The organism is Seonamhaeicola sp. (assembly GCF_028281565.1).
Lineage (GTDB): Bacteria > Bacteroidota > Bacteroidia > Flavobacteriales > Flavobacteriaceae > Seonamhaeicola.
The window spans coordinates 125,266-144,633 of sequence record NZ_JANQJQ010000021.1 but is presented as its reverse complement, the minus strand read 5'-3'; the positions used below and the strand labels follow the sequence as shown (position 1 = coordinate 144,633).

General features: G+C 39.0%; 13 protein-coding genes. 1 reads left to right on the top strand and 12 read right to left on the bottom strand.

What is annotated here, in order from left to right; translation table 11 throughout:
* Positions 1-7 precede the first annotated feature (7 nt).
* From Q0983_RS10420 to Q0983_RS10365, 12 genes are all read right to left on the bottom strand, one after another.
* The gene (locus Q0983_RS10420; RefSeq protein ID WP_299552408.1) at positions 8-2,563 is read right to left on the bottom strand and encodes a glycoside hydrolase family 2 TIM barrel-domain containing protein; all 2,556 of its coding nucleotides are present in this window, start codon (positions 2,561-2,563) and stop codon (positions 8-10) included.
* 4 nt (positions 2,564-2,567) lie between these two features.
* A complete protein-coding gene (locus tag Q0983_RS10415) occupies positions 2,568-4,766 on the bottom strand; it encodes a cytochrome C (protein WP_299552405.1) in 2,199 nt (732 codons plus the stop codon).
* Positions 4,767-5,138: 372 nt separating this feature from the next.
* Positions 5,139-6,155, bottom strand: coding sequence for an L-rhamnose/proton symporter RhaT (locus Q0983_RS10410; protein ID WP_299552404.1), 1,017 nt, complete (start codon positions 6,153-6,155; stop codon positions 5,139-5,141).
* Between the two features lie 33 nt (positions 6,156-6,188).
* Entirely contained in the window at positions 6,189-7,232 is a 1,044-nt protein-coding gene (locus tag Q0983_RS10405) for an aldose epimerase family protein (RefSeq protein WP_299552402.1), read from the bottom strand.
* A gap of 19 nt (positions 7,233-7,251) precedes the next feature.
* Complete coding sequence (locus Q0983_RS10400) at positions 7,252-8,346, bottom strand: mandelate racemase/muconate lactonizing enzyme family protein (protein WP_299552400.1); 1,095 nt, start codon at positions 8,344-8,346, stop codon at positions 7,252-7,254.
* Between the two features lie 17 nt (positions 8,347-8,363).
* Positions 8,364-10,544, bottom strand: coding sequence for a glycoside hydrolase family 3 C-terminal domain-containing protein (locus tag Q0983_RS10395; protein WP_299552398.1), 2,181 nt, complete (start codon positions 10,542-10,544; stop codon positions 8,364-8,366).
* 70 nt (positions 10,545-10,614) lie between these two features.
* A complete protein-coding gene (gene aldA / locus Q0983_RS10390) occupies positions 10,615-12,069 on the bottom strand; it encodes an aldehyde dehydrogenase (RefSeq protein ID WP_299552396.1) in 1,455 nt (484 codons plus the stop codon).
* A 10-nt stretch (positions 12,070-12,079) separates the two neighbouring features.
* Entirely contained in the window at positions 12,080-13,504 is a 1,425-nt protein-coding gene (locus tag Q0983_RS10385) for a sulfatase (protein WP_299552394.1), read from the bottom strand.
* Between the two features lie 17 nt (positions 13,505-13,521).
* Complete coding sequence (locus tag Q0983_RS10380; RefSeq protein WP_299553183.1) at positions 13,522-14,286, bottom strand: SDR family NAD(P)-dependent oxidoreductase; 765 nt, start codon at positions 14,284-14,286, stop codon at positions 13,522-13,524.
* Between the two features lie 91 nt (positions 14,287-14,377).
* The gene (locus tag Q0983_RS10375; RefSeq protein WP_299552392.1) at positions 14,378-15,394 is read right to left on the bottom strand and encodes an alcohol dehydrogenase catalytic domain-containing protein; all 1,017 of its coding nucleotides are present in this window, start codon (positions 15,392-15,394) and stop codon (positions 14,378-14,380) included.
* A gap of 384 nt (positions 15,395-15,778) precedes the next feature.
* A complete protein-coding gene (locus tag Q0983_RS10370; protein ID WP_299552390.1) occupies positions 15,779-16,573 on the bottom strand; it encodes an IclR family transcriptional regulator in 795 nt (264 codons plus the stop codon).
* A 116-nt stretch (positions 16,574-16,689) separates the two neighbouring features.
* Positions 16,690-17,889 (bottom strand): family 43 glycosylhydrolase, encoded by a 1,200-nt coding sequence (locus tag Q0983_RS10365; RefSeq protein WP_299553180.1) that lies wholly within the window; start codon positions 17,887-17,889, stop codon positions 16,690-16,692.
* Positions 17,890-18,456: 567 nt separating this feature from the next.
* On the opposite strand from Q0983_RS10365, the gene Q0983_RS10360 reads away from it, so the two are divergent.
* The gene (locus Q0983_RS10360; protein WP_299552388.1) at positions 18,457-19,317 is read left to right on the top strand and encodes a hypothetical protein; all 861 of its coding nucleotides are present in this window, start codon (positions 18,457-18,459) and stop codon (positions 19,315-19,317) included.
* The last annotated feature ends 51 nt before the right edge of the window (positions 19,318-19,368 follow it).

Sequence of the window (19,368 nt, the reverse complement as noted above, 5' to 3'; positions counted from 1 at the left end):
GTTAATTTTATTTTTTAATTTCAATTTGAATAACGTCACTTGTGATCTCGCCACTGCTGGCAGAAATCTCTAGCAAGCCTTCGTTTAAATTAGACTGCACTATAAGCAAACAACGTCCGTTAGCCGTAACTATCTTATTAGTTTGGATATCCTGAACATTATCTCTGGCTCCGTTGTCAACCCCAAGAATTTTACAGTCACCTTTAACATCAAATACCACTTCTCTATCATCAACTCTAACCGGAACACCATCTTTATCGGTTAATTCTACCTCTATATGTACAACATCGTATCCATTGGCCTTTAAAACAGTTTTATCCGGTGTGGCTGTTATAGCACCAAATGATTGTGCCGATCTTAATTGGTATTCAACAATGGTCCCGCTGGTGTGTTTCCCTTTAGCCACTAATTTACCTGAACTGAACGGTACATGCCACTTTATAATGTGGTCATGCATATTATCCGCTAATTTTTGAACTCCCAACGAGCTGCCATTCAAAAACAACTCCACTTCTTCACAATTGGTAAACACCTCCACAACGGTAGATTCACCCGCCTCATAATTCCAGTGGTCGTTGTACTTATGCCAGCCCCACATGGGAATGTATTTATCGTTTCGCCTTTTATGTAGTACGTCGCCATTCACAAACTCATAAGGAGAATCATCCATTTTAGTGGTACTGAAGTATACATGAGGTTCCTCGTTCCATAAGGTTTTAAACATATGGTAACTGGGCCGTTTATAACCTGCAAAATCCAACAAACCGCTACTACTGCCTTTTATGGGCCAGGTTCTTGACTCGCCCATATAAAAAATACCAGTCCATAAAAAGACGCCATGCACGTAATCCTTATCAATAACGGGTTTCCACTCGTGCCATTGTGCCCAGTTCTCGGTTCCTAAAATCAATTTTTCAGGATAGTTTCTATGAACATAATCATAAACCGATTGCCTGTAACTTAATCCAACAATATCCAGGGCATCCGTATACCCTGTAAAATAGCTTACCGAAGGAATCACCAGGTTTCCGGTAACCGGTCGGGTGGTATCAATTTCCTTAATCCATTTCGACAGGTTCTTTGCCATGGCTGTAAGTTCGTAGTTGTCCGGCACAGCATTTTTAAAACGCTCTTTTATTTCAGGAATTGAATAAGGTGGTTCATCATAATAATAATCTACCCTGGTAAACCCATCCATACTCACCTTTCGTTCCTTTTCCCAATAACCGGCAGCTTCCTGATAACTTGGATAGGTCCATTCAATTTCGTTACCAATACTCCACATCACTATGGATGGGTGGTTCCTATCTCTTAAAACCATGCTTTTAACATCTTCTTCTGCCCACTCGTGAATATGCTCGGTGTAGCCTTTTGTTATTTCTTCTGCCTTTTGTTGATTGAAATTATGCCTTTTATCTTTAGGGTTGTCCCATTCGTCAAAAGCTTCATCCTGTACTAAAAAGCCCATTTCATCACATAAGTCTAAAAACTCTTCCGATGGTGGGTTATGAGCCGTTCTAATGGCATTACAACCGGCTTCTTTTAAACGTTCTAATCGCCTTTTCCAAACACCCTTAGGGACTGCTGCTCCTACTAAACCGCCATCATGGTGTAGACAGACCCCTTTAAACAAAGTCTGTTTTCCGTTTAAGAAAAAGCCTTTTTCAGCATCGTATTCAATATCCCTAATTCCGAATCTTTGGATGTATGTATCTAAAAGTTGATTGTTCTCTCTAATACTAATTTTAGCGGTGTAAAGATTGGGGGTTTCAATATCCCAAAGTTTAGGGCTAATTACCTCAAAGGTTTGCTCAACTTCTTTAGTCTCATCTGCGTTCATGTCAACACTTTTGTTAACCTCAGCTACCTGATTACCCGCTTTGTCTATAATTGAAACATGTAAATCAATAGTTTTTGAAACCTCATTTTTGTTAACTACTGTATTTTGAACAGAAACCGAGGCTTTTTCCTCTGTTATGTCAGGTGTTGTAATGAAAGTTCCCCATGCCTGAATATGAACTTTATTTAAAGTCTCCAATCGAACATTTCTATAAATACCCGACCCTGGATACCATCTACAATCCAAATAGGCTGTTCTATCCGCCTTAACTGCGATGACATTTTCATTATCCCCATAATTCAGATAAGGCGTTAGATCATAATAAAAACCGATGTAACCGTAAGGCCTTTTTCCTAATAAATGGCCATTTATATAAACTTCGGAATCATTATAAACCCCGTCAAAATTAATTCGGGTTAGTTTACCGGAAGCACTTTCAGGCATCCTGAAGGTTTTTCTATACCAACCTATGCCACCAGGTAAAAATGCAGTAGCCCCTCCGGCATTTTCTTGTGTGAAAGATTCTGCTACACTCCAATCATGTGGCAGTCTAATATTTTCCCATGAAGCATCATCAAAATCTGCCTTTTCAACACCAGGCATATCACCCTTTTTAAATTTCCAGTTAAAATTAAAGTCGGTTGAAACTTCAACAACCTTTTCCTTTGCACAGGAAAAAAATAATATAACAGCACCAATTAAAACGAATTTGATGGGTTTCATAAGTCTACTTTTTATACAGTTCTTCTATAGTCCAATAACCGTCTCTTTCTCCAATCTTCTTCTTATAATTTTTGAGTCTCCATTCCGGGATAGGATTCACATTATTAAGTTCTGTTCTTATATAGGTTAACACACTGGCCAGCCATTTGTCATCCTGATGTTTCATACCTACCATAACTCCGGAATAGGTCTTCCCTTCAATAGGGCCCGTAAGCCCGTCTAAAAGAATTTTAGTAGTTATTTCCGGATCACCGGTAACGCGCTTAGACCCCACCAGTGTTGGTGCCAGGTTTTCAATACCTTTACCATCTTTTCCATGGCAGGCGGCACAAATACCTTGATAATTATGATACCCTTCTATAATGGTATTCCTGATCCTGTTATTTTTAAGCACGTGTTTTTTCTTAAGTTGCTCAATTACCGGAGGCTCCTCTTTAAGGGCCTCGGTACCTGAAATGGTCACCACTTCATTTTCAGGATGTGTTTCCATGACCCCTTTAATTAGACCCTTTGTTGTATCATTCTTATGGGTACTTAAAGACAATATAAGCTGGATAGCTACTTCAATATCTTCATCGGATTTTAAATTATCAAAAGCTTTTAACAGGTTTTCTTTACTACCTTTTAAAAACGATTCGGATAGTCTAATAGCAGCTCGTTTTACTCTGGAATCTTCGTCGGTCAAGGCCTTTAAAATAGTAGCCTCATCTAGGGCGTCCAACCCTTCCAGGGTCCAAAGGGCGTGTAATCTGGCTAACGCGGAATTATCTTTTTCAATCATTTCAACCAACAAAGGAACCACCGAAATGTCCTTTTTAAGAACAATCAATTTCTGTGCATTGATACGATACCATCCGTTATCATGACCCAAATACTTTAATAATTGCTTTGAAGATTTATCCAGTAACGATTCTACTTTTGAAGGTTTTATGTCGTCATGAACAATTCTGTAAATGCGCCCTTTACCAATGTTCTTGTCCAAACCTTTACGTGCCACTACCGGTCGTAAAAAACTACCTTTACGCACCCAGTTCCCTTCCTGAATGATGCCACGATACATATCCACTACATACAAACAACCGTCAGGTCCGGTTTTCATATCTACAGGTCTAAAATTAGCATCTGTAGAGGCCAAAAACTCGGTTTCTTTATAAGCATTCTTTAAAACCGTTTTACCATTTATGCGTTCTACTTTAGCTCTTCTTACTAATCGCCCGACGGGCTCCGGAATAAACAAATCACCATAAAGATTAGATGGCAACTTATCTCCCAAAAATATTGCCTGACCACAGCTTGCGGTAAAATGGTTCAGTGTACCGTCTTCTCTAAGACGTCTTAGTCCGCCCTGAACATCCGGTGTGCCAATAATGGGCCATACTTTTTCAAAGCCTTCCTCCCATTTACCTTCCAGTTCCAGCTCGCCATAATACGGATGTTGTTGATAGCCTAAAGCAGGTACTTCCCCTCCGGCGCTGGAATAGTATAATTGCCCTCCTTCATCTTGTGTAAGCCCCCATTGTCCGTGCGGCGCACCTACCAGTGTATCCGTTTCAATTTTCCCATGGGTGAATCTATATCTAACAGCACCTTTTGAAAGGTATAGCCAATTATCAATGCCCCAAAGCATACTAGCCGACTGGTGTTCTAAGTTGGCATTGTCGCGTTTTGGAACATCAAATAACTTGATTTTTTCATCAGCCACATTATCACCATTGGTATCTCGATAGCTCCACATATGTCTATTATACGTTTCGCCAACGATCAATCTGTCATCTAAAGGCAATATGATACGCGGTAAGATGATACTGTCAATAAAAATCGTGCTTTTATCCATTTTACCATCGTTATCCAGATCTTCTAAAACGGAAATCCTGCTCCAGGGTTCCTGCTGATTGGTTCCGTCTATGTCCTGCATATAAGTGAGCATTTCCGCCACATACATTTTACCATTCCCATCCCATTCAATAGCAACTGGTTCATTTATCATGGGCTCACTGGCTACTAATTCCATACGATACCCTTGAGGCAAATACATGGTTTTGATACTTTCCTCAGGAGATAGAAAATCAACCGGCGGATCTTTGACTATTTCAGGCTTTTCATAAATGATATCGGCATATATTTTGTCCGCTTCTTTACAACCGGAAAACAGCACTATGCTCAAGAGTATTGTTAAAATGTAAAAATGGTTTTGTAGTTTCATTTAAAATAGTTTTTCAACCGCAAAATACAGCAATCAACTTTACTTTTATATAAAAATTGACCTATAGAATATAACATATGTTTATTTAACGCCTCCACCTTCATATTCCACCGGAAATATCAAACTTAAACAAACAACAAGAATCTTCAATAAAAGTGATTATTCTATACTTGTTTTTGGTCTTTATTTCCAACTGTATATTTTGTACATAAAAAAAGAGGCTATCCAAAAAGCCTCTTTTCTTATTGTCAGGTTGAGCCGAATCGAAACTTATGATTGATTGTTAGTGATTTTAAAGCATTTCGACTGCGCTCAATGTGACATAGAGATTACTTTTTGGATGGCCTCTTTTAAAATATATTTTACAATAATTTATCCGGCCGCTAAGCTATTGGCATAGGCTACAATAACAATGCCTATTACCATACAGGTTAACCCCATATATAAAAAGTTCTTGGCCTTTCCCGACGCTTTCACCCATTCTTTGGTTATAATACCACTTACAATAGCAGTAACCACACAAGCCGTATTAAAAATAGCATAGCCTACGGTGTTTCCACTGTTACCAAGTTTATAAGCTGCATAGGCGAATAAGGCAGATGCTGCATAATGGAATACTGCCATGATCAAGATCAACACAAAATTCTTCCCAAATGCAGGCGTTTTAAAATCACCCCAGGCTTTTTTCTGAGATAATTGCCATAGGAAAAATGCTGTCATCACAATACCACCACTTAAAAAGATGGGGAACATAACCGCTACGGCTGTTACCCATTCCGCATTACCGGCTGCCTGGCTGGCTTCGTGTAAATAAGGCCTTCCCGCTGCATTGGCATAACTGAACCCGGTAGCCAATAAACCACCTATAACCGCAATTAAAATACCGGCTACCATAGAACCTTTTGCTGTTTTTTCTTCTTCTTTCTCCTCATCCTTCTCTCTGATAAAACCTGCTTTACCATTAGCAAAAACGCCAATAAGCACTACTCCCAATCCAATTAAAACAGTTGTTAAAACGTTTGATTCCGGTAAGCCTTCTTCAATATAAGGTAACAACGACCCCACTAAAATGATGGTTCCAATAAACAGTGAAAATCCTAAAGACAATCCAATGTGGTTAATGGCTTTACTCCACATCATCACTCCAATTCCCCAAAGGAATGAGGTTAATCCCATTTTAACCCAAATATCGGATGGCATGTTCCCAAAAATGTCTCCGAAGCCTTTAATCAGACCAACGGAAGCTATAATTGGTACCACAAACATGGTTAACAAGAAGAATAAACTCCAGGTGTTTTCGTATTTAAAATCTTTGGTAAATTTTTCCGGGAGTGCATAAAGCCCCAGTACTAATCCGGCGAAAATCGCAAATAAAATACCTTCAATCATAATAATTGGTTTTTAGTTAATATTAATTGGTTCTTATTTAAACTTAAAAATAGTTGTACTTGTAAAAGTCTCTCCGGCTTTGGTAACGGAGCCGGGAGCGTTCTCAATATTGGGCCCGTTCGGATAACGGTGTGTCTCACAACAAAAGCCTCTGTACTTTCCAAATTGTGTACCGTCTTCACGTTTTAAATCATCTGATGTGTACTTACCCGTATATAACAACATACAAGGCTCTGTAGTGGATACGTCTAAACTCAGATCTCCTGCCGGGTTCGATACCGATGCTGTTTGCTGTAACTCTGAATTTGGGTTATCAAACACATAAAAATGCTCAAAACCATCCCCCATGGCCTGGTGAACATCTGCTATTCGCTTACCTGTTCTTAAATCATCTGCTTTCCCATCGAGATTTAAAATAACACCTGTTGCTGCTCCCGTATCATCAGTTTCCAATCGCCTATTGGTATTGACCCGGGCCACATGGTTTTCAACAGTCTCGGCAAAACCGGTTAAATTGAAATAGGTATGATTGGTTAAAGACAACGGTGTGTCGGCATCCGGCGTAGCTTCATAATTAATATGCAACTCGTTGTTGTTATTAATACTAAAAATCACCGATACTTCAACATTACCGGGAAAACCTTCTTCCAAACTGTCACTTGACAAACTCATTTTAAGTGCTGCAGTAGCCCCGGCAACTTCAACTTCTTCAGCAGACCACATTTTTTTATCAAAACCTACTGCGCCTCCATGTAAATTATTAGGCCCACAGTTATCTGCTAAACTGTATTCGGTTCCGTTCAAAGTGAATTTTGCATCTTTAATTTGTGAACAATAACGTCCCACGGTACACCCAAAATATGGTGCATTATTCTTATAGTCCTCAGCAAAATAGCCCTCGAACGTATCAAAACCGCAAGCCACTTCTCTTACACCTCCATTTACAGGCACTTTTAATGAAGTGATTGTAGCTCCATAGTTCATTATTTTAACGGCCATACCGTTATCATTTGATAAGGTATATAATTCAACAGCCTGATCGTTATAGGTTCCGAAATTGGATTTTGTGGTACTCATGTCTTATTTAGTTTATTTTTTATTGTTCTTCAAATTCCGATAATTTTTCCCAGTCAAAAATCACCCCAACACCCGGGTAATCAGGAGCAACCGCTCTATAATTTTCCACTACCAAAGGCCTGGTAGTATATTCATCTATAGGAAAACTATGTACTTCCAGCCATCCTGAGTTTGGTTGGGACGACACTAAACTTACATGGAGCTCCTGCATACCATGAGAACATGCTGGAATACCATGTTTATCTGCTAATCTGGCTGCCGCTAACCAACCTGTAATCCCTCCACAGTTGGATGCATCCGGCTGAACAAATGATAATTTTGACTGTTCCATAGCATATTCAAATTCATGAATGGTATGTAAATTTTCACCCATGGCTAAAGGGAAACCTGTTTTGTCAACTATCTCTCCGTATCCTTTAAAATCTTCCGGAATAATAGGTTCCTCAAACCAGGTGATGTCATACTGTTTAAACCCTTCTATGGCCTTAATTGCTTTTTCAACTGACATAGAGTAATTAGCATCTACCATAAAAGTCACCTCCGGCCCTACAAACTCACGTACGGCTTTAATGCGGTCTAAATCTTCTTGAAGATTTTCTCTACCAATTTTAATCTTAACGGCTTTAAAACCTCTATCAAGGTAGCTTTGCATATTACCTAAAAGCTTTTCCAAAGAAAACATTAAATCAATACCTCCGCAATAAGCTTTACATGTGTTTCCTGCCCCGCCAGCCATTTTCCAAAGTGGTTGACCGGCTTTTTTACATCTGATGTCCCAAAGTGCAATATCTACGGCCGAAATGGCAAATGAATCAATACCCCCGCGCCCGACATAATGAATGTGCCAGCGTAATGCTTCATTGATGGCTTCAACATTTGTGGCATCCGTACCAATCAGGAAATTTTTGAAATCATAATCAATCATAGCTTTGATGGCATGGCCTCCTTTACCTCCTGTATAAGTGTAACCAGTACCTTCACTACCATCTTCTAAGGTGATCGTCGTTGTTATTAACTCAAAATGGTAATGGTCTCCATGTTTGGCATCAGAAAGCACCTCTGGTAACGGTACTTTAAAAAGACGTGTTTCTACTTTTGAAATCTTTGTGCTCATTGCTTTACTAAACTATTTTATTTCAATGTTAAATTAATTTCAGCCGGAACCGCTGAACCCAGATCTATACTTCTTTGACTAGGCAAGGCATTACTTATCATTAATTTATAATGGCCCTTCATCCAAACTTTTGCTCCTTCTAAATTGGTTTGTTTAAAATCGTTTTCTGTGAACTCAAATGCCAATGCCCTGGTTTCTCCGACTTTTAAATGCACTCTTTTAAATGCTTTTAGGGAATACACAGGCAAATAATCTTCCGTGTTTTCCGGAACTAAATACACCTGAACCACATCATCATAAGCTGCTTTTCCCGTATTGGTAACTTCTACTGAAAGCGACACCTCTTTACCACGCTTTAATTTGTTAGTACTTGCAGTGGTATTTTTAAAGGCAACTGTACTATACGACAGGCCAAATCCGAATGGATATTGGGGTTCCTTAGTCATATACTTATAGGTTCTACCTTTCATGTTATAATCATCAAACGCCGGTAATTGCTCTACGTTTTTGGGGAATGTTATAGGCAAATGTCCCGAAGGCGCCACATCACCAAACAACACATCAGCCACTGCATGGCCGCCCTGTTCTCCGGGATACCACATACAAACAATGGCATCAACCAAAGGCTCAACCTCTTCTAAAGACACCGGGCTACCGGTTCCAACCACTAAAATGATCGGCCCCTTTTTAAACTCACATAATTCTTTGATATACTGTACCTGACCAGGCGGAAGTTTTAAATCTTTTCTATCTCCTTTATGTTGAGACGCAATGGCATCTACCTCTTCACCTTCAATTTCATTTGAAATTCCAACAACCGCAATAGTAGCTTCAACTTGTCCTGCCACCCTTGGCGCCCAATTCAATGGATTTTGATTTTTATTGAAAGGCAACACACCCTGACGATAATTTAAGGAAGTTCCTAAAGACACTTTTTCGGTCACACCTTCCAAAACAGTCACCAAATTAGCAGACATGCCATAATAATTAGCCATTAAAATATTGCTGGAAGATGCGAACGGCCCTGTAACGTACAAGGTCTTAATGTTTTTATCTAAAGGCAGTACGTGGTTCTTATTCTTTAAAAGGACAATGGATTGTTGTGCTACTTTACGAGCAATCGCTTTATGGGCATCGGAATTGATCACATCCGAAGTTACTTTATTGAAAGGGTTACTTTCTTCTTTGTCAAAGAAGCCCAATTGAAAACGAATTAAATACAACTGTTTTAGCCGTTCATCAATCAATTCTTCGGTGATTAAGCCTTTATCAATAGCTTTTTTAAGGTTTTTATAAACCCAGCCACAATTTAGATTTACGCCGGTTTGCATCGCCAAAGCAGCGGCTTCTTCCGCAGTTTTCACTTTTTTGTGGCCTTTCATGATGTCACCCAAAGCCCCACAATCAGACACAATATAACCGTCAAATCCCCACTGTTTTTTAAGGAGTTCATCTAATAAAAACGGACTACTGCAAGACGGATCTCCGTATACCGCATTATAGGCTCCCATCACCCCTTTTACATGGGCCTCTGTCACCAAAGCTTCAAATGCCGGTAAATAAGTTTCGTATAAATCCAGTTTTGAAGGTGATGCATCAAAATGATGACGCAGCTCTTCAGGCCCCGAGTGTACTGCAAAGTGTTTGGCACAGGCCGTCGCCTTTAAATATTTCGGATCATTCCCCTGAAGGCCTTTTACATAAGCCACTCCAATTTTAGACGTCAGGAACGGATCTTCTCCGTAGGTTTCCTGACCACGCCCCCAACGTGGGTCTCTGAAAATATTCACGTTTGGCGACCAATAAGTTAATCCGGCATATAAGCCTCTATTCCCCATGGCTTGTGCAATCTTAAACTTAGCACGCCCCTCATCAGAAATAGCCGTAGTCATTTTTTGAATTAACTCCGGATTGAACGTTGCCCCCATGGCAATACCTTGAGGGAAAATAGTGGCCTTACCATTACGCGCAATCCCGTGAAGCGATTCATTCCACCAGTTGTATTCGGGAACACCTAAACGCTCAATGGCCGGAGAACTATTCAGGAATTGACTGCATTTTTCTTCAAGTGTCATGGCCTGAACCAATAAATCCGCACGCGTTTCAAAAGCGATGGATTCATCAAACCACTTGAAATCATTTTGAGCGACACCATAAGAAGTAACACTCAGAATTAATACAATCAAAATTCGTTTCACACGTTCTCCCATTAAAAAACGAACAGGCTCGAATTAAACATATAATTCGAACCTGTTCAGACTAACTAAATTAAACTTTATGTCTAACATAAAATGTTTTCTTCTCTAAATACTGCTCAAAGCCGTACTTCCCGTCTTCACCTCCGGAACCGGATAATTTGTATCCGTTATGGAACCCCTGATGTTGTTCACCATGACCTCTATTCACGTAGATCTCACCGTATTCCAACTCGTCATTACACTTCATGATGGTATTCATGTCATTGGTAAATACCATAGCTGCTAAACCATACTCACAGTCATTGGCATATCCTATAACTTCTTCGAAAGTTTTAAACTTTAATACCGGTAAAATTGGTCCGAAAGACTCTTCATGCACAATGGTCATATCCTGAGTTACATCTGTTAATACCGTTGGCTCAAACCAATATCCTTTTTCGAATGCTTTTCCTTCCGGTTTTTTACCTCCGGCAGCAATAGTAGCACCTTCTTTTACAGAAACTTCTACTAAGTGCTCCATGTGCTTTAATTCAGAAGCATTTACTTTTGGTCCCATATCAGTGTCTTCCAGCATAGGGTCACCTACTTTAATCTCAGCGACTTTAGCTAAGAATTTTTCCATAAACACCTCATAGATATCTTCATGAATATACATACGTTCATTACAAGTACAAACTTGTCCGCAGTTATCAAAACGTGAATGTAACGCTGCATCTACAGCTGCATCAATATCAGCATCGGCAAATGCAATAAATGGTGCTTTACCACCTAGTTCTAACTGAACATGTGTTAAGTTTTCAGCAGCAGCGCGAGCAATACTTTGTCCTACGGGAGTTGACCCGGTCATAGTAATCATCTTAGTAATTGGACTTTCTACCAAAGCGTTACCCATAGCTCTTCCCGGCCCTGTTAAGATATTAATGACCCCTTTAGGGATGCCCACTTTATTAGCTAAATCTCCTAATTCTAATGTAGCGATAGGCGTTTCAGAGGTAGGCTTAATAACTATGGAGTTACCTGCTACTAATGCCGGTCCTAATTTACGACCTGCCAAAGCCAATGGAAAGTTCCAGGCTGTAATGGCAACCACTACGCCTTTAGGAATTTTTTGGATCCAGATCTGCTCATTCGGATTATCTGAAGGGATGATATCACCTTCAATTCTACGAGCACCTTCTGCAGCATATCTAATGAATGATGCTGTAACAGCTACTTCAAAACGGGCTACTTTTAAAAGTTTACCTTGCTCTTTGGTTAACAATACCGCTAATCGTTCATTATTAGCATCAATTTCATCAGCAAATTTGTATAACAAATCAGCCCGCTCTTTAGCCGGTATTTTTTTCCATTCTTTCTGTGCAGCTTCAGCAGCTTTTAAAGCTTCAACAGCTTCTTCTGCCGTACCATTTTGCACACGTGCCACAACTTCTTCAGTTGAAGGACTAACAATGTCTATGGTTTCTCCTGAAGTTGATGTTTTCCATTCACCATTAATAAATAACTGGTATTCTTTTACTTGACCCATAATATGTAATTTATTTTTTAATTTTAGGTTTTCTATGATTATCCATTCTTACTGCAGCTTTCCCTTCATATAAGCGCTTTAGTTGCCATAACGGACGCTCTAAAGTCAGCTCCCACTCGAATAGTTTTTTGTAAAGTTCACGAACCAGCTCCGGGTTTTCGGCTGCTAAATCGTTTACTTCTGAAATGTCTTCTTCTATGTTATAAAGCTCTGCCGGTCTATCCGGAAATCGAATGAGTTTCCATTCATTATGACGAATAGCCCCTCTGGCTTCCTTTTTCCAATACAGCGTTTCATGCGGTTTTCCTTGGTTCTTACCCGTTGCGTACGGCATCAGGTTCACACCATCCAACCCTTCAATTTTTGAAGTATCACCGCCTCCAACTGTTACAAATGTTGGCAACAGATCTAAAGTTGAAATGGGGTTAGTATAGGTTGTATTTGCTTTTAGCTTACCTGCCCAGGACATCAAAAAAGGAACTCTGATCCCGCCTTCCAAATGATTTGCCTTAGTGCCACTTAAAGGGTCATTAGAAGAATGATTTGTATCTGAAGGCCCGCCATTATCATTTGAAAAAACAATTAGGGTATTTTCACTTAGCCCCAATTCTTTAACTTTATTAAGCACCCTGCCAATAGCCCTATCCATTCCCATGGTCATGGCTGCAAGTGTACGACGTCTTCCTGTTAAATGTGCCGGTACTTTTTCTAAATCATCTTTACGTGCTTCCATAGGTGTATGCACCGCATTGAAAGATAAGTATGCGAAAAATGGATCTTCTTTGTTTCGTTCTATAAACTCTATTGTTGCATCAGCTAAATCGTCGGTTAGGTATTTTTTGGGTTCTTTAAAATCTTCAAAATCTTTTTCTAACTTACCTTCAGGCTTTTTTTGCTTATCAGCTTCACTCATCTCCCAATAACTACGTGCCCCTCCTCTGAATCCGTAGAATTCATCAAAACCACGGTTTGTTGGGTGATATCTATCCGCATGCCCCATGTGCCATTTACCAAAAATAGCAGTTCTATAACCTAATTCTTTCAGATAATCAGCTATTGTAATCTGGTCTACCGGAAGCCCCATTTCATGCCCCATTAAAGCCGAGCTATTACTCATATAACCCCGAACATTATTCTCTTCAAAACCAAACTTTTGCTGGTACTTACCTGTTAACAATCCTGCACGGGATGGCCCACAAACCGCAGCAGACACATAAGCTTGGGTAAACTTAACGCCACTGGCTGCTAGTGCATCTAAATTAGGTGTCTTAAAATCTTTACTTCCATGAAATCCAAAGTCTGCGTATCCAGCATCATCAGAAAAAATGAACAGGATATTAGGTTGTTGCGCCACTAGTTTTTGATGGCCACACAAGGTGACCATCAAAACTAACAGCAATAGTTTAGTATAGTTGAAAGTTGCTTTGAAATTCATTGATTGTTGGAATTGGATTATCTACCCATCCAGCCACCATCCACAAGAACGATAGCGCCACTCATATAAGCCGCAGCATCAGACGCTAAGAATACAGTTGGCCCTGCAAAATCTTCCGGGTTACCCCAACGTCCTGCCGGAATTCTCGATAAAATAGATTCGGCTCTTACCGGGTCGTTACGTAAAGCCTCCGTGTTATCCGTTGAAATATAACCCGGCGCAATAGCATTTACATTAACACCTTTTCCTGCCCACTCATTAGCGAATGCCATGGTTAACTGGCCCACAGCTCCTTTACTTGCTGCATAACCAGGTACCGTAATACCTCCCTGGAACGTTAATAATGATGCTGTGAAAATGATCTTTCCATACCCTCTGGCAACCATTTCTTTACCAATCTCTCTGGTTAAGATGAACTGTGCATTTTGGTTTACTTCAATTACTTTATCCCACATCTCATCCGGGTGTTCTGCCGCCGGGGTTCTTAAAATAGTCCCGGCATTATTTACCAAAATATCTATTTGAGGATGGTCTGCCTTTACGGCTTCTATAAAAGCGTATAACGATTTTCTATCGGAGAAATCACATTGATACGCACTAAAGCTTTTTCCTTTTGCTTCTACTTCTTTAGATACTTCACTTCCTTCTAATTCCAAAGATGCCGACACACCAATAATATTGGCACCCGCCTCTGCTAAACCTACAGCCATAGCTTTACCAATACCACGTTTACAACCGGTTACCAATGCTGTTTTTCCTTCTAAGCTGAATTTATTTAAAATACTCATTGTTATGTTTTTAATTTTTTATAGTTAATGTTGACCGTCATACTTTGACAGCACTTCGACTGTGCTCAGCATGACATACGTTTGATTAAAGTTGGCAATCCATTAAGACTTTCATGCCGTCAGGATTATTGTCGATGTTCTCGAATACTTTTTGAATGTTTGATAAGGGTTGTACATCTGTGATCATATCTTCAAACGGCAATTCATTGGCCGTGATCAATGAGATTGATTTTTCATAATCTTCTTTTTCATAAACACGGGCTCCAATTAATTTTAATTCTTTCCAGAAGAATTTGAACAGGTTTACCGGTTTTGGTTGCCCATGAATAGCCACCATAACGATACGACCTCTAATGCCGGCCACTTCAGTCATTACATCTAATGCCGGTTGTACACCTGCCACTTCAAAAACCACATCAGCTAATCTGCCTTCTGTTTTGGAGCGTACATACTCCACCAAATCCACATCAATAGGACTTACCGCTTCAAGCCCCATAGATTTTGCTTTTTCAATTCTTGTTGGATTCACCTCTGAAATAATGACCTGAGCCCCCACTTCTTTGGCTACCATAGCCACCAACAGCCCGATCGGGCCACCACCAAGAACCACGGCAGTTTCGCCTGGTTGCAATCCGCTTAAACGCACATCATGCGTTGCTACCGATAAGGGCTCAATTAAAGCCGCTAGTTTTAAATCGGTCTGCGCTTTTAACTTGTGCAGAGTGAATGCCGGCACATTCCAATATTGCTGCATGGATCCCGGACTATCAATCCCGATAAAATTCAATTCCTCACAAATGTGATTAAACCCTTTGTCTGATGGTTTTGCTTTTCTGTCGTCTAATGGACGCACCACCACTTTATCACCTTCCGAGAATCCATCAACACCAGAACCAACGGCGTCAATAACTCCTGACATTTCATGACCAATGGTTTGCGGCATGGCCACTCTTTTATCCATCATCCCATGATAAATATGTACATCTGTTCCACAAACTCCCGAGTAGGCTACTTTTATTCTTACTTCACCCTCAGCCGGAGCTTCGATCTCTTTTTCTACAACCGAAAACCTCTTATTACCTTCGTATTGCGTTGCTATCATTTTAGTTTAATTTAAAATGTTGTTATTAATTATTTTAAAAAGTTCAGTACCGAAATACTAAACAATCTTAGTCTTATTTTTTTTAGTGAAACGAAACAAATGTCCTTTTATACACCACATTTATCCGTAGACTTAAAAACCCGAATAAAACTGCCAAAATACGGCCTCCGGATTTACTCAAGTTTAATTTTAAAAAAGTTTCAAATAAGAAACAAGTTCATAATATGAAACAAATATACAATAAAATTTTGTTTTCAATATCATGAAATCAAAAAAAGTTATTCACTGATTTTAAAGCATTTAAATCAGAAAAGTAAAACAAATAAAACCGAAAAGACAGTTGAGAAACTGTTACAAAAAGAAAAGGTTAAAAAACAGCTCTTATTAAGACGCTACATACCCTAATTTAGCAGAAATCTCCAAAGCATATTTTGAGACTATTTTACCTTTTTCATGAAATTCTTCATGTGGCAGTCGTCCATGCGGAGCCGTTATCCAAAGTGACGCTACGGGATACCCATATTCATTAAAGACCGGCGCACCAATACAATGTATCCCTTGTATATCTTCCCCATTATCAAAAGCATACCCTTGTTCTTTTATTTCTTTGAGCAGCTCTCTAAATACTACTTTTGATGTAATGGTATTTTTTGTGTATTTGGTAAGCGTCATTTGCTTAATAATATTATCCGATTCTTCATGAGGTAAAAAAGCCAAAATAGACTTACCTCCAACAGAACTGTGTAAATTAAATTGCGTACCACGCTCAACAAACAACTTAACCGGATATGAAGAAGCCACCTGCTCTAAAATGGTGCCTTTTTTAGAACCTAAAATAACACCCAACATAACCGATTCTTTTAATTCATCCCGTAAGGCCCGCATGACATCAATAGATAACTCTACTATACTTTGTTCATTCATTGATGAAATACCCAAGGTTACCATTTTTCTGGATAAGGTGATCTTTTTAGTAGTTTCGTTTTTTTGAAGATAATTTTTAAATATTAAGGTATTTATAATACGAAACGCACTGGTTTTTGAAATATCCAAAGCCTCAATGATTTCAGCCAGGGTCAAACCTTGCGTATGATTTGCCAATAGTTCAATTATTAACAGACCGCGTTCTAAATTTGGAACGTTATAATTTGACTTAACGTCATTGGATTCTTTACTCATATTCAGTCAGTGTAGTTCAACAAAAATAACATTATTTAACAAATCGAAATAAAAGGCAAAAAAAATCAACCACAACACCATGTTACGGTTGATTCAATTATAATATAGTTATAATGTTATTTACTGTCTCCTTTTGATTCCCCCTTAGCGGTATGTGATGTTCTTCTTTTGGAAGAAAAACGCATGATACTTTGATAATTGTAACTATTATAAACATGCGTTAAGCCCCAACGAAGAATCTCTGTGGGTTCTTTTTCAGTATCAGCTGTTCTGTTCAATCCGATGGCATGTGCATCCACACTTTTCAAAACCGACATGATCTCAAAATTAATACCATCCGGCGCCCATTGGATCGTGTTTTTTTCAGGCCCATCCGTAGTAATTAAAGAAGCAATGCCACCGTTGTACGGCCATACACAAATCTCATGACCACTATTACTAATTGGGTTATAAGGTGATTTCACATAAGGCCCTAACGGATTATCTGCTATTGCTACCCCATGACGGATTTGACGCCCGCCAAACGTGATCTCTTCTCCCATTTGCTCACCTTTATAATACAAGTAAAACTTACCATCATAAGGAAGAATACAAGGGTCATGCACTTTATGACTATCAAAATCCCCCTTTTTTATAACAGAACGCCTATCTTGTAAATTGTCTCCTTTCCAAACACCGTTGTCTGCAGGACTTAAAATAGGTTCTTCAAGTTTTGTCCAGGGGCCATCCGGTGAATCTGCCCATGACAAGCCAACCTGGTTTTTCACTCTTACATTATAAGGTGACTTTACAGTTTGATAACATAAATAGTACTTCCCTTCATGCTCCATAATTTCAACAGTAAATACGGAACGATCATCATAAGCTCCCTTTTCACCTCTTTTAACAGCTACACCTTCTTCTTTCCAGGTCCATCCATCTTCAGAGGTTGCATACCAAATATCACATCTATCCCAGGGGAACACTTTTTCATTTTCGATATCCCCTCCAAAACCTTGAGTTTCTCCGGTACTTTTTGAATACCAAACATAATATTTACCATTATGCTTGATCATAGCACTGGGGTCACGTCTTACAACGCCTTCTTCATAAGCCAAATCACCTTTTAAGGGTTTAAGTTTTCCAAATTCAATAAACCATTCATTTCCAAGGTCCACGGGCCATTTCAATGCCCTTTTTGAAGCTGCGCTTAAATGGTTTACATCTGTAATTCCTAAATGATCTAGTTGTTCATCCGTTATTTTCATTGCTTCCTGATTTACGTGTTCATGTCCATGAGCTTCTTCCTGTGAAGGCTTGGAATTGCACCCTGCCATGATAATTGCTAATAATAAAATTGTTATTGAATTTAATGTTTTTTTCATTTGCCCTTTAGTGTATTTTAGTTGATATGTACATAATTCTCGCTTCAAAGTTAAAATAAGACTAAGAAAATCATCAAATTTAAACTTGACAAAAACTATACTTACAAAAATATTAACAAAGAACGACTGCACTAACAACAAATAAACCAAAAACTAGAACAAATCTCCAAACACTTATAATCAAACATTTAAAAATGGGTCTTTTCATCTGTTTATTTTTATTGTTTTTTATTTGTCATACTTCGACTAAGCTCAGCACAGGAATGTAATTACTCATATGGTTTTTATTTCAAATTAATGAATTCGTGAATCTATGATTTCGCCATTAAACATTTCGACAAGCTCAATGCAACGCATCTTGGTGAGTATTACCGTTTAGTTATTATGGCTCATTTCATACTTTGAAAAGATAAACATTTGTTTTAGGAATATAGACATAAGTTTTGATGCAAATCCCATTAAATAATGATTTTTGAATAATTTGATTTTCAAGTCAACCAAACTAACTAAATAACCAAAATGATTTTTACTAAGTACTTACTCAAAAGCAAATTCACTTATTTGCTATTATTAAGCTTTATTTTAATTTCATGCAGCGGAAGTGATCCCAACACCGAAGAACAATCTGTCTGTACAAGAACCTGTTCTCCGGGTTTTATTCTTAATTCTGAAGATTGTTCCTGCGAACCTGAGCCCTGCACCAAAACTTGCGATTCTGGCTACACCTTAAACTCAAATTCCTGTGAATGCGAATGCACCAAAACCTGTCCTTCAGGATTTACATTAAATACAGCCTCCTGTGAGTGCGAAGAAGATTTTGTTGCCAATGTGATAGAAGTTGAAACCGAAAGTATTACAGTGATAGATGATTGGAAAGAAAGAACGACGATAGCTGATTTTTCAGGTGATGGCTACATCATTTGGGAAGGACCTAATCAATTCTGGAGAGGAGAAGCCAATATTGGTGCCGCCGGCAGATTAACATATAAAATAAATATCCCTAGAGCTGGAACCTATCAATTTAATTGGAGATCATACATTGGAAAGGTGGACCCAAGTAATCCTACGACGGAACACAACGATAGCTGGCTAAGGTTCCCTGATGCCGATGACTTCTACGGAAAGAGAGATGGAAGCATTGTTTACCCAAAAGGCTCAGGTAAAACTCCAAATCCTGCAGGCGAAAACGGCAACGGCTTCTTTAAGGTTTATATGAATACGGGTAATGCCTGGACATGGACCACCGGAACCTTTGATAATAATTTCCACTCCATTTTTGTACGCTTTGACGAAGCTAAAGAATATACAGTCGAAATTGCTGCCAGATCAGATCATCATGCCATTGACAAGTTTAGACTTACTGAACAAGAGCCGGAATAATTAAATAACTCAAACCCTGTTTAACAGATTATTGTCACTTCAAGTCGGCCC